Here is an 11,846-nt window from a genome sequence, read left to right on the forward strand (position 1 = left end):
CTCGTGCCGGTCACATCACCAGGGGGTGTCCCCCGGTCCGGCCAGCCGCTCGATCGCCGACATGGGGACGGGCAGCCAGTCCGGCCGGTGGCGGGCCTCGTACACGACCTCGTACACCGCTTTGTCCGTCTCGTAGGCCCGTAGCAGCTCGGGTTCCGCCCGCGGGTCGGTGCCCGAGGCCTCGGCATAGCCTTCGCAGTACGCCGCCCGGCAGCGGGCCGCCCAGGCCGGGTTCCACGGCCGGTGCGAACGGGCCGCGTAGTCGAAGGAGCGCAGTATCCCCGCGATGTCGCGGACCGGCGGCTGCAGTCTGCGGCGCTCGGCGGGCGCGCGGGCCGGCTCCCCCTCGAAGTCGATCACGGACCAGAGACCGTCGGGGGTGCGCAGGGTCTGGCCCAGGTGCAGATCACCGTGGATGCGCTGGGCGTGCCCGCCGCCGGGATCCGCCCCGGTGATCGCGTCGAAGGCGGCACGGAGCCCGCGCGCGTACGGCAGCAGGGCGGGCACGGCCCGTACGGCGGCGTCCAGGCGCTCGTTCATGGCCGCGGCCAGATGCCAGATCTGCGCCCGGCTCAGCGTCATGGTCGGCAGGGCCGCGGCGAGCGCGGTGTGCACCTCGGCGGTGGCCCGCCCGAGCGCCTGGGCCTCCTCGGTGAAGTCGTGGTCCGCCGCGAGCGCCTTCAGAGCCAGCTGCCAGCCGTCCTGCGAGCCGCGGAGAAACGGCTGGAGGACGCCCAGCGTCGCGGGTTCGGGCGTGGCCGACTCGTACCAGGCGACCGGCGCGGGTACCCGTCGGCAGCCGGCCCGGGCGAGGGCCAGCGGCAGTTCGAGGTCGGGGTTGATGCCCGGGTACACCCGACGGAAGATCTTGAGGATGTGTGAATCCCCGTACACCACCGAGGAGTTGGACTGCTCCGCGTCGAGGATCCGGGCGGGCAGACCGCCCGGCACCGGCACGGCCCGGTCGAAGCGGAGGGTCCCGAACCGGCCGGGGGTGCGCAGCCGCTCGAGGAGCAGGCCGGCGAGCCGTGGATCGTGCAGCCCTTCGTAGACCGTCCGCCCTGCCAGGGGGCCGTCGGCCAGCCGGCCGATCAGCGCGGGAACGAGGTGGGGCGGCAGCTTCGTGCGCACCCCGAGCAGCAGCTGGTAGCAGTCGGTGCTTTCGCGGCCCGCCGTCTTTCCTCCCGCGGGCCCCGGGTGCTGGACACGGACGAGCAGATGCAGCAGACCGGGACTCATCGAGTCGACCGGGAGCAGTTCGGCGGCCGACACCAGGGAGAAGCCGGTGACCGGACGCCCCTTGCCCGCGAACCAGCGCTGCCGGGGCAGCCACCGGTGGAGCAGGGGGGTGAGAGAGGGAAGCAGAGCCACGGGGGTCCGGGTGGATGCAGCCTCCGACATGGCATCGCGTCCTTTCCCCGGGCACACCACAGGATGCGAAGAGTGTCCCGGATTGCGGTAAATATAGGCTGTCCGGGCTGTGCGTGGGGGTCCCCCCGCCGAAGGGTGGGGGAGTGTCGGGCGAGGATGGTCCGTACGGACTCGGTACGGACCGGGCACCCGACGCGTGCGGGCTGGATATGAAGGGGAACGTGCCCCGTGCGGGGCGATGCAACCGCCCCGCACACGACATGGCATGTGCCTCGGTCACGCCTGCTTCGGCGCGGTCCCGTTCGCGGGCGCGCCCTGGGGGGAGGCGGCCCTGACGGCGGCGCCGTTCACCGCGGTGTCCGTCGTCGCGGAGTCCCTCGCCGGAGCGCCCTTCACCGCGTCCTTGCGCAGCCGGAACCAGTAGAAGCCGTGTCCGGCCAGGGTCAGCAGATAGGGCCACTCGCCGATCGCGGGGAAGCGCACCCCGCCGATCAGCTCCACCGGATGGCGGCCGTTGTAGCGGCGCAGATCGAGCTCGGTCGGCTGGGCGAACCGCGAGAAGTTGTTCACGCACAGGACCAGGTCGTCCCCGCCCGAATCGGTCGACGGCATCTCCCGCAGGAAGGCGAGCACCGCCGGGTTCGAGGAGGGCAGTTCGGTGTAGGAGCCGAGCCCGAACGCCGGGTTCTGCTTGCGGATCTCGATCATCCGCCGGGTCCAGTGCAGCAGTGACGACGGCGACGCCATCGACGCCTCGACGTTGGCCACCTGGTAGCCGTAGACCGGGTCCATGATGGTCGGCAGATAGAGACGGCCCGGATCGCACGAGGAGAAGCCGGCGTTGCGGTCCGGGGTCCACTGCATGGGCGTCCGTACCGCGTCCCGGTCGCCCAGCCAGATGTTGTCGCCCATCCCGATCTCGTCGCCGTAGTACAGGATCGGCGAGCCGGGCAGGGACAGCAGCAGGGCGGTGAACAGCTCGATCTGGTTGCGGTCGTTGTCCAGCAGTGGCGCGAGCCGGCGCCGGATGCCGATGTTGGCGCGCATCCGCGGGTCCTTGGCGTACTCCGCGTACATGTAGTCGCGCTCTTCGTCGGTGACCATCTCGAGGGTGAGCTCGTCGTGGTTGCGCAGGAAGATGCCCCACTGGCAGTTGTCCGGGATCTTCGGCGTCTTGGCCAGGATCTCGGAGACGGGGTAGCGCGACTCCCGCCGTACCGCCATGAAGATCCGCGGCATGACCGGGAAGTGGAACGCCATATGGCATTCGTCGCCCCCGGCCGAGTAGTCGCCGAAGTAGTCGACGACGTCCTCGGGCCACTGGTTCGCCTCGGCCAGCAGCACCGTGTCCGGGTAGTGGGCGTCGATCTCCTTGCGCACCCGCTTGAGGAACTCGTGCGTCGCCGGAAGGTTTTCGCAGTTGGTGCCCTCCTCCTGGTAGAGGTACGGCACGGCGTCGAGGCGGAAGCCGTCGATGCCGAGGTCGAGCCAGAAGCGCAGGGCCGCGAGGATCTCGTCCTGGACCGCGGGGTTCTCGTAGTTGAGATCCGGCTGGTGGGAGAAGAAGCGGTGCCAGTAGTACTGCTCGCGGACCGGGTCGAAGGTCCAGTTGGAGGTCTCCGTGTCGACGAAGATGATCCGGGCGTCCTGGTACTGCTTGTCGTTGTCGGCCCAGACGTAGTAGTCGCCGTAGGGCCCCTCCGGGTCCTTGCGCGACTCCTGGAACCACGGGTGCTGGTCACTGGTGTGGTTCATGACGAAGTCGATGATGACCCGCATACCGCGCTGGTGCGCCGCGTCGACGAATTCCACGAAGTCGGCGAGGTCGCCGAAGTCGGGGAGCACCGAGGTGTAGTCGGCGACGTCGTAACCGCCGTCGCGCAGGGGCGACTTGAAGAAGGGTGGGAGCCACAGGCAGTCGACGCCGAGCCACTGCAGATAGTCCAGCTTGGCCGTGATGCCCTTCAGGTCGCCGATGCCGTCGCCGTTGCTGTCCTGGAAGGACCGTACGAGCACTTCGTAGAAGACGGCGCGTTTGAACCAGTCGGGATCCCGGTCCTTCGCGGGGGTGTCCTCGAAAAGGTCGTGGACGGGCTCATTGACGATCATGATGTGGGTGACCCTCCGATCGGCGGGGACGGTCGCAGGACCACGATGTGCGCAGGCGTGACGCCCGGCTCGAGGCGCACATAGGCGGCCCTGCCCCAGTGATAGGTCTCGCCGGTGAGCTCGTCGCGCACCGGTACGGTCTCGTGCCAGTCGAGGCCGAGCTCCGGCATGTCAAACGAGACCGTCGCCTCCTGGGTGTGGTGGGGGTCGAGATTGACGACCACCAGAACGGTGTTCGAACCCGACCGCTTGCTGTAGGCGATCACGGCGTCGTTGTCGGCGTGATGGAAATGGAGATCGCGCAGCTGCCGGAGTGCCGGGTGGCGGCGTCGGATCCGGTTGAGCTCGGTGATCAGCGGGGCGATGCTGCGGCCCTCGCGCTCGGCCGACTCCCAGTCCCTGGGCCGCAGTTGGTACTTCTCCGAGTTCAGGTACTCCTCGCTGCCCGGCTTCAGCGCGGTGTTCTCGCACAGCTCGTACCCCGCGTACACGCCCCAGGTGGGGGACAGGGTCGCGGCGAGGACGGCACGTGCCTCGAAGGCAGGACGGCCGCCTTCCTGGAGGTAGGCGTGCAGGATGTCCGGGGTGTTCACGAAGAAGTTGGGGCGCATGTACGCGGCGCTGTCCCCGGTGAGCTCCGTCAGATACCCGGTGAGCTCCTGCTTGGTGTTGCGCCAGGTGAAGTACGTGTACGACTGCTGGAAGCCCACCGCGGCCAGGGTGTGCATCATCGCGGGCCGGGTGAAGGCCTCGGCCAGGAAGATCACATCGGGATCGGTGCGGTTCACCTCGCCGATGACCCGCTCCCAGAACACCACCGGCTTGGTGTGCGGGTTGTCGACGCGGAAGATCCGCACGCCGTGGGCCATCCAGTGCCGCAGCACCCGTACGGTCTCGCCGACCAGGCCCGTCATGTCCCGGTCGAAGGCGACCGGATAGATGTCCTGGTACTTCTTCGGCGGATTCTCGGCGTAGGCGATGGTGCCGTCGGGGCGGTGGTGGAACCACTCGGTGTGCTTCTCCACCCAGGGGTGGTCGGGCGAGCACTGCAGCGCGAAGTCGAGGGCCACCTCCATCCGCAGGTCCCGGGCGCAGCGCACGAAGTCGTCGAAGTCGTCGAGCGTGCCGAGGTCCGGGTGGACCGCTTCATGGCCCCCTTCGGGGGAACCGATCGCCCAGGGCACACCGACGTCTGCGGGGCCCGCTTCCAGGGCGTTGTTGGGACCCTTGCGGAAGGTGGTACCGATGGGGTGGATGGGGGGCAGATACACCACGTCGAAACCCATCGCGGCAATGGCCGGAAGCCGCTGGGCCGCTGTCCGGAAAGTGCCGGAGACCAGCCTGCCCCGCTCGATCCGGGCGCCTTCGGAGCGCGGGAAGAACTCGTACCACGACCCGAACAGAGCGCGGTTGCGTTCGACCTGGAGCGGCAACGGGTCCGAGGACGTGACCAGTTCGCGCAGCGGATGACGTGCGAGCACGTCCAGGACCTCGGGGACGGTCGCGGCGGCCAGCCGCTCCCCGGGCGTCCTGGTGTCGTCCCGCAGCGCGTCGGCCGCGGCGAGCACCGCCTCCCGGCCGTCCCTCTTCGGTACCCCGGCGGCCGCACGTTCGTGCAGTTCGGCGCCCTCGGCGAGCACCAGCGCGGTGTCGGCGTCCGCCGGGATCTTGATCCCCGCGTGCCGGCGCCAGGTGGCCAGTGGATCGCTCCAGGCCTCGACACAGTAGGTCCAGCGGCCCTCTGCGGCGGGGGTGACGTCGGCACCCCAGCGGTCGGTGCCGGGCGCGAGTTCGCGCATCGGGGTCCACGGGCCCGGTCGCCCGTGGGGGTCGCGCAGCACGACATTGGCGGCGACCGCGTCGTGGCCTTCCCGGAAGACGGTGGCGGAGACCTGGAAGGTCTCGCCGGCCACCGCCTTCGCGGGCCTTCTGCCGCAGTCGACGAGCGGGTGTACGTCCAGAACGGGAATGCGGCCAATCAGCGGGTTCACGGCATCACCTGGGGCTGTGCGGGCATGGCGGAGCGAGCGGAGGGGGTCCGCTGCACGGGGTGCGGGAGTTCTTTGTAACTGCTCCGTCGACGGCTGGCGGGCTGCGGGCATGGCCGCTCCTGTCCGCGTTCACTCGTATGGCTGTGTGGGGAAGCGCGCGCCGGTGTGTACCCGGGGGAGCCTTCCCCATCCTGTGGTTGCTTAACTACTAGGAGTCAGCGGTCAGGACAAGAAGCCCCGCGCCCCGGGGTCCGGGCGGCCCGGAACAGGGCCGGATCACGACGGTCCACCGCACCCGTCCCATGGGCCCCACGGGTCCCGTATGCCTACGGTATGATCGCCCGTCTGTTCGCTTCCGTGTGCGATCTGTTGGCGTGCGACCGGGACCTGGGAGTCCGCGTTCGCGAGCACACCGGGGAAGGACCGCGCTCAGGGGGCTTCAAGGAGTGGGTGGTGCAACACCAGGCCCGGCCCTCGCGTCGCGGCGAACTCCCCGGCTCCGGGACCGGCTCCCCGCCGGTGCCGGGCGGCTCCGCCCCCAAGGCCCGCCGTGCCATGCCATGCCAACGGTCCCCCCACCCGTCATCTTGGAGACAGGCTCATGACCACGCCGTCCTATCCGCCGCACCAGACTCCGGCCCAGGGTGCTCCGTACGGCCCGGGTCCGGCACATCCGGGCGGACAGGTCCCTGCCCAGGGCGCTCCCTATCCGGGCGGGCAGCCATCGGGTGCCGCTCCCGCCCACCCGACCGGTCAGCCCTACGCGGCGCCCGGCCAGAGCCTGCCGGGCTACGGTCAGCCCCCGGTCCAGCCGGGCTACGGTCCTCAGGCCCAACCGGGTTACGGCCAGCCCCAGCAGGCCCAACCGGGTTACGGCCAGCCCCAGCAGGTCCAACCGGGTTACGGCCAGCCTCAGGCCCAGCCGGGTTACGGCCAGCCCGGGCAGTTCCCGGCCCAGCCCGGCTACGGTCAGCCCGGGCAGTTCCCGCCCCACCTCGCGCCCACGCCCGGATGCCGGGCCTGTGGAGCTCCCGCCGCCGCCGACGTCACCGTGCGCGCCCACCTCGGCATGCTCATCGTGATGCGTTTCGAGAAGCTGGAGGGCCCGTTCTGCGCCCAGTGCGGCCGTGCGATCGTGCGCCAGATGACCACGAGGACGCTCGCCCTGGGCTGGTGGAGCCCGTTCTCCCTGCTCCTGTTCACTCCGTTCACCCTGATCTGGAACCTGTTCACGCTCCTCAAGGTCGGCAAGCTGCCCCCGTCGGCCCCCGCACCCGGCAGGCAGCAGTTGGACGCCGGCGCACCGGTGCTCCGCCGTCCGCTGGCGTATGTGGCACTCGTCCCCCTCGTGTGGGTGGTGCTGGTCATCGCCGGGGCCTTCGCGAGCTGAGCCGGCGTGAGCGCGGTGCTTGTCCGGCAGCGCCGCGCCGTCCGCCCGCGGTGCCGGGCGGTGCGCCCCGGAACACGGCGCACCGCCCGGAGGACGGGAGCCCTCCGGGCGGTGCGGTGGATGACCGAGCCGGCGCGTCAGCCGTGCCGGCGGAGCATCGGTGTGCTTACGGGAACGTCAGCTTGAAGCTGTTGATGTACCCGGTGTCGTAGCGGGCGACGTCCTGGACCTTCAGCTTCCAGGTGCCGTTGGCGACCTCGCTCGACGCGTTCACGGTGTACGTCTCGACCACGTTGTCCGCCGAGTCGCCGCCGCTGGAGTTCTTCAGGCGGTACGCCGTGCCGTCCGGGGCCACCAGGTCGATGACCAGGTCACCGCGCCAGGTGTGGACGATGTCGACGCCGACCTTCAGCGCGGACGGGGCGTTGCCCGTGATGCCGGAGACGGTGACCGAGGACGTGACGGTGGACAGGTCCGGGATCTGGACGTCCGCGGTGTTCTCGAAGGACTTGCCGCCGCCCGGGTCCCCGCCGCCGGGACGGGAACCGACGTTGATGCCGGCCCAGGCGTCGGTGACGGACTTGACCTCGGCGCTATTGGCTCCGTACAGCTCCGTCGCGACCGCGAGGGTGCCCGTGCGGGCCGCCGCGTAGTTGGTCGACGAGGTGAACTTCGTGGTGAGCGCCTTGAACCAGATCACCGACGCCTTGTCACGGCCGATACCGGTGACCGGCAGACCGTCGGAGGTCGGCGAGTCGTAGTTCACGCCGTTGACGGTCTTGGGGCCGCTGCCCTCGGAGAGCAGGTAGTACCAGTGGTTCGCCGGGCCCGAGGAGTAGTGGACGTCGACGCCGCCGATGCCGGAGTACCAGTAGTCCTTGGACGCGCCGTCCTTGCTCGGCTTGTCCATGTAGCGCAGCGGGGTCCCGTCGCCGTTGATGTCGATCTTCTCGCCGACGAGGTAGTCGCCCTTGTCCTGGGCGTTGTTGCCGTAGAACTCGACCGCGGCGGCGAAGATGTCGGACGTCGCCTCGTTGAGGCCGCCGGACTCACCGCTGTAGACGAGCTTCGCGGTGGCCGCGGTGACGCCGTGCGTCATCTCGTGCGCGGCGACGTCGATCGACGTCAGCGGCTTGTTGTTGCCAGAGCCGTCGCCGTACGTCATGCAGAAGCAGCTGTCCTGCCAGAACGCGTTGACGTAGTTGCTGCCGTAGTGGACCCGGGAGTACGCGCCGACGCCGTCGCCCCTGATGCCGGAGCGGCCGTGCACGTTCTTGTAGTAGTCCCAGGTCAGCGCGGCACCGTAGTGGGCGTCGGCGCCGGCGGTCTCGGCGTTGCCCGGGGTGCCGTCGCCCCAGATGTCGTCGGAGCCGGAGAAGAGCGTTCCGGTGCCGGAGGTGCCGCGGTTGAGGTTGTACGTCTTGTGGTTGCCGCGGCCGGTGTCGGTCAGTGTGTACGACGGCGCGGTGCCGAGCGTCACCTGGCCGCTGTACATGGTGTTGCCGGTGCCGGTGTGGACGGCCTGCCACTCGTAGAGCTTCTTGCCGGTGGCGGCATCGGTGACGACGTGCAGCTCGTTGGGCGTGCCGTCGTGCTGGAGCCCGCCGACGACGGTCTCGTACGCGAGGGCCGGCTTGCCCTGGGCCATCCAGACCACCTTGCGCGGTGCGCGGTCGGCGGCCGTGTTCTTCGAACCCTCGGCACGGGCGGCGGCGACCGCCTGCTTCTCGGCGGTGGCCGGGGCGATGGAGGCGCTCGTGTCGATGTTCTTGAGCGCCGCGGAGGAGGCCTTGGTGACCGACTCGGTCGTACCGGCCTTCGTCTCGGCGACCACGAGGTCACCGCCGAGGACCGGAAGCCCCGCGTAGGTGCGCTCGTACCGCGTGTGGGTCGTGCCGTCGCGGTCCTGAGTGACGTCGCGGACGACGAGCTTCTCCTGGGCGGTGAGGCCGAGTTCCTTCGCGGTGGCGGCGGTGGTGGCGTTGGCCTTGCCGAGCAGCTCGGCCCGCTGGGCCGGGGTGAGCTTCAGCGGCAGGGCGCCCGTGTTGGCGGCCAGGGTGGTCTGGTTCCCCGTGGCTGCGGCCGGGCCGGCGGCGGTGGCGGGACCGGACTGGACTCCGATGGTGAGCAGGGCCGCGGTGGCGAGCAGTGCACCGGTGGCGGTGGCACGGCTGCGTCTGGGCGTGGGTCTCACGCGAACTCCTTCTGCGAGGGGGGTACCGGCGGCTGGGTGGGCCGTCCGGGCAGAGCTGCAGAGCTGTGGGGCTGCAGAACTGTGGGGCTGCAGAGCTACGGAGCTTGTGGAGCGCGGATCGGGGGAAGCGTGGCAGCTGTCGAGGTGTCCTGTCAGGAGCGCGTCAAAAGAATGGCCGGAAACCGTCCGTTCCCCGAAACGTCATGTTCGTTAAGCGGACGTTTCGCCGATCATCACCGCCGGGTCATCGAGGCAGGTCGCCGGGGCCCAAGCCCCGCGATCGTACGAGGTGTTGCCCGGAGCGCGCCGATGGGCGAGCAGAGGGTACGCGCCATCCGCTTTCCGGGTCTCCGGGAGTGGCTCAATCCGCACCTGGTGACGGGTGGTGCGCCAGAGGTGTCATCGCCGGGGGCGTGACGGGGCGTCAGGCTCCGGCGGCCTCCTCCCTGGGATCCACCCAGAGCGCCTGGGACACCGCGCACAGCTCTCCGTCCGCGGTGGCCACGGCGACGGCGACGTTGTGCTTGCGCCCCGACTCCGAGACCAGCCAGGCGTACGAGATGTGCCGTTCGCCCGCGCTCACCGGACGCAGGAGCGTTCCGGTGAGCGCGGCCGTGACCGCACCTGGACGTTGTGTCCCCAGAATGCTGCCCGCCGCATGGCCCGGACAGTCGAGCGCTCCCCAGACCAGTTCGGGCGGAAGGGTGCCGTCGGCTCCCGCGAGGGCCGGGGACGGCACCCAGGCCGTGGCGACCAGCTCGCCGTCCGGCACGAGACCGCAGTGCTGGCGCAGGCCGCGCTCGGGTGTCCGGTCCGGGCCGCAGCCGAAGCAGTCGACGGACCCCGGAGGCGGCGCGGCGCGATAGGCCTCGGCCGCGGCGGACGCATCGGCCCAGGAGGGCGTGCCCGGCACGGCGAGCGAAGGCGCCCCGGCCGCCGCCGCGGTGGCCAGCGGCCGACCGGGATCCCCCAGCTCCGCACCCCCGCCGTCCGTCACGGCGATCCGCACCGGCGACTCCACCGGCACCGGGTACCGGAAGTCCACCCGGACCGCCTCGGCGCCGGAGCGCCGCGCGAGCAGCCCCGCGACGTAGCCGCCGAACGCCACCCCGGGATAGCCGGAGTACAGCCGCGGCACCACGATCACATCGGTCGTCGTCATGGCCGCACTCCACCACATCGCGGCCGGGGCGCCCGTACGACATCACGGTGTCCCTCCGGGGCTCAGGAGGGTGTTCCCGCCCAGGCGGTCAGCGCCTCGTGCCGCTCGTCTCGGCGTGCGGCGATGCCGGTGGTGCGGCCGGCCCAGGCGATGTGGCCGTCGGGGCGTACGAGGACCTCGGCCACTCCCTCCAGATCCGCGTGGTCGTCGTGCTCGGTGACGCTGACGGTGACGGCGGTGACGCGGGAGCCCCACCCCGGGGTGACGCCTGCCGCGAGGTCCGGGTCGCCCGCGAAGTCGAGGTGGACGAACCGGCCAGCGGTCAGCAGTTCGTAGACCCGTGACGCCTGCGCACCGGTGGCGGTCAGTCCGATGTCGGGCATCCGCCGCCCCACCAGCGGGTCGGCCCCGGGGGCGGCCGGCGGATACGCGGTGCCGAGCCCGGAGACCTGGGCGGCGAGCCTGCGGTTGACCTCTTCCATGCCGAGGAACTCGTCGAACAGACGCCGTAGGGCGGCCGCGGGACCCTGGTACTGCGGGACGAGCGCCAGTTCCGCGAGCAGCGTCTGCACCTCGGTGTTCTCGGTGACCGCCCGGCCCACCGGCCTGCGCTCCTCGTCGTAGCCGTCCAGCAGCCCGGGCGGTGCCCAGCCGTGGACCTCGGCGGCGAGCTTCCAGCCGAGGTTCATGGCGTCCTGGAGGCCGGTGTTGAGGCCCTGGCCCGCCGCGGGGAAGTGGATATGGGCGGCGTCGCCCGCCAGCAGGACGCGGCCGGAGCGGTAGGTCTGCGCGAGCCGGGTGGCGTTGCCGAAGCGGGAGAGCCAGCGGGGCTCGCCGATACCGCAGTCGGAGCCGCAGACGCGGATCAGGGACGCACGGAACTCCTCCAGCGTCACGGGCTCGCCGGCCGGCACCCGCATCCGCTCCGGATCCAGGTAGACCAGCCGGGTCAGACCGTCCTCCAGGGGCGCGACCAGAACGCCACGGGCCCGGGCGGCGCCGAGGACCGCCGGGTCGGCATCGATCACGGCGAAGTCGCCGAGCACGCCGGTGAGGGTCTCGTCGGTGCCCGGGAAGCCGATCCCGGCTGCCTGGCGCACCACGCTTCGCGCGCCGTCGCAGCCGACGACGTACCGGGCGCGGACGGTCTCGACGCTCCCGGGACCCCGCACCTCCACCTCGACCCCGTCGCCGTCCTGGCGCAGAGCGGTGACCTCGTGACCGCGCAGGATGTCCACGCCCAGTTCGCGAGCCCGCTCCTCGAGCAGCGACTCGGTGCGTGCCTGGGCGAGGAACAGGGTGTAGCCGTGCCGGGAGTCCAGCCCCGAGAAGTCCAGCCGGGTGGGGAGACCGGCGAAGTGCCAGCCGGGCACGGTCCGGCCGAGCCGGAGGAACCGGTCGAGCAGCCCGCGCTGATCCATCAGCTCCACACTGCGCGGATGCAGGGTCAGCGCCCGGGAATCCCGCTGCGGTTCGGTGCGGCGCTCCAGGACCCGGGCCCGTATCCCGGCCAGCGCCAGCTCGCACGCGAGCATCAGCCCGGTCGGTCCCGCACCTACGACGATCACTTCGGGGTTCATCGGATTCGCCCTTCCCTCATTAGTGAACACTGTTCACGTGAACGTTGTT

General features: G+C 70.9%; 7 protein-coding genes. 1 reads left to right on the top strand and 6 read right to left on the bottom strand.

The genetic code is table 11. The features are described from left to right. Nucleotides 1–15: 15 nt before the first annotated feature. From ACTWOL_RS26010 to ACTWOL_RS26020, 3 genes are all read right to left on the bottom strand, one after another. Nucleotides 16–1,401, bottom strand: a complete 1,386-nt coding sequence (locus ACTWOL_RS26010; protein ID WP_474299210.1) for a maltokinase N-terminal cap-like domain-containing protein — start codon at nucleotides 1,399–1,401, stop codon at nucleotides 16–18. 246 nt (nucleotides 1,402–1,647) lie between these two features. Beyond that, on the bottom strand, nucleotides 1,648–3,480 hold the full coding sequence (gene treS, locus ACTWOL_RS26015; RefSeq protein ID WP_474299211.1) for a maltose alpha-D-glucosyltransferase: 1,833 nt from the start codon (nucleotides 3,478–3,480) through the stop codon (nucleotides 1,648–1,650). Next, nucleotides 3,477–5,471 carry an alpha-1,4-glucan--maltose-1-phosphate maltosyltransferase gene (locus tag ACTWOL_RS26020; protein WP_474299212.1) on the bottom strand — a complete coding sequence of 665 codons (1,995 nt, stop codon included), beginning with the start codon at nucleotides 5,469–5,471 and terminating at the stop codon, nucleotides 3,477–3,479. The genes treS and ACTWOL_RS26020 overlap by 4 nt, the downstream gene beginning before the upstream one ends. A 601-nt stretch (nucleotides 5,472–6,072) precedes the next feature. On the opposite strand from ACTWOL_RS26020, the gene ACTWOL_RS26025 reads away from it, so the two are divergent. Beyond that, entirely contained in the window at nucleotides 6,073–6,861 is a 789-nt protein-coding gene (locus ACTWOL_RS26025; RefSeq protein ID WP_474299213.1) for a hypothetical protein, read from the top strand. Nucleotides 6,862–7,027: 166 nt separating this feature from the next. On the opposite strand, the gene ACTWOL_RS26030 is transcribed toward ACTWOL_RS26025, so the two are convergent. The 3 genes from ACTWOL_RS26030 to ACTWOL_RS26040 all read right to left on the bottom strand — a co-directional run bounded on the left by ACTWOL_RS26030 (nucleotide 7,028) and on the right by ACTWOL_RS26040 (nucleotide 11,797). Continuing rightward, nucleotides 7,028–9,055 carry a M4 family metallopeptidase gene (locus ACTWOL_RS26030; RefSeq protein WP_474299214.1) on the bottom strand — a complete coding sequence of 676 codons (2,028 nt, stop codon included), beginning with the start codon at nucleotides 9,053–9,055 and terminating at the stop codon, nucleotides 7,028–7,030. A gap of 424 nt (nucleotides 9,056–9,479) precedes the next feature. Next, nucleotides 9,480–10,217, bottom strand: a complete 738-nt coding sequence (locus ACTWOL_RS26035) for a PaaI family thioesterase (protein ID WP_474299215.1) — start codon at nucleotides 10,215–10,217, stop codon at nucleotides 9,480–9,482. 62 nt (nucleotides 10,218–10,279) lie between these two features. Continuing rightward, nucleotides 10,280–11,797 (bottom strand): monooxygenase, encoded by a 1,518-nt coding sequence (locus ACTWOL_RS26040; protein WP_474299216.1) that lies wholly within the window; start codon nucleotides 11,795–11,797, stop codon nucleotides 10,280–10,282. Nucleotides 11,798–11,846: the final 49 nt, after the last annotated feature.

The sequence above is a fragment of the Micromonospora sp. IBHARD003 genome, assembly GCF_056106285.1.

What these genes read in the sequence shown, in the direction of transcription:
- ACTWOL_RS26010 (WP_474299210.1), bottom strand. Translation starts at nt 1,401, where the DNA reads ATGTCGGAGGCTGCATCCACCCGGACCCCCGTGGCTCTGCTTCCCTCT.
- treS (WP_474299211.1), bottom strand. Translation starts at nt 3,480, where the DNA reads ATGATCGTCAATGAGCCCGTCCACGACCTTTTCGAGGACACCCCCGCG.
- ACTWOL_RS26025 (WP_474299213.1), top strand. Translation starts at nt 6,073, where the DNA reads ATGACCACGCCGTCCTATCCGCCGCACCAGACTCCGGCCCAGGGTGCT.
- ACTWOL_RS26035 (WP_474299215.1), bottom strand. Translation starts at nt 10,217, where the DNA reads ATGACGACGACCGATGTGATCGTGGTGCCGCGGCTGTACTCCGGCTAT.
- ACTWOL_RS26040 (WP_474299216.1), bottom strand. Translation starts at nt 11,797, where the DNA reads ATGAACCCCGAAGTGATCGTCGTAGGTGCGGGACCGACCGGGCTGATG.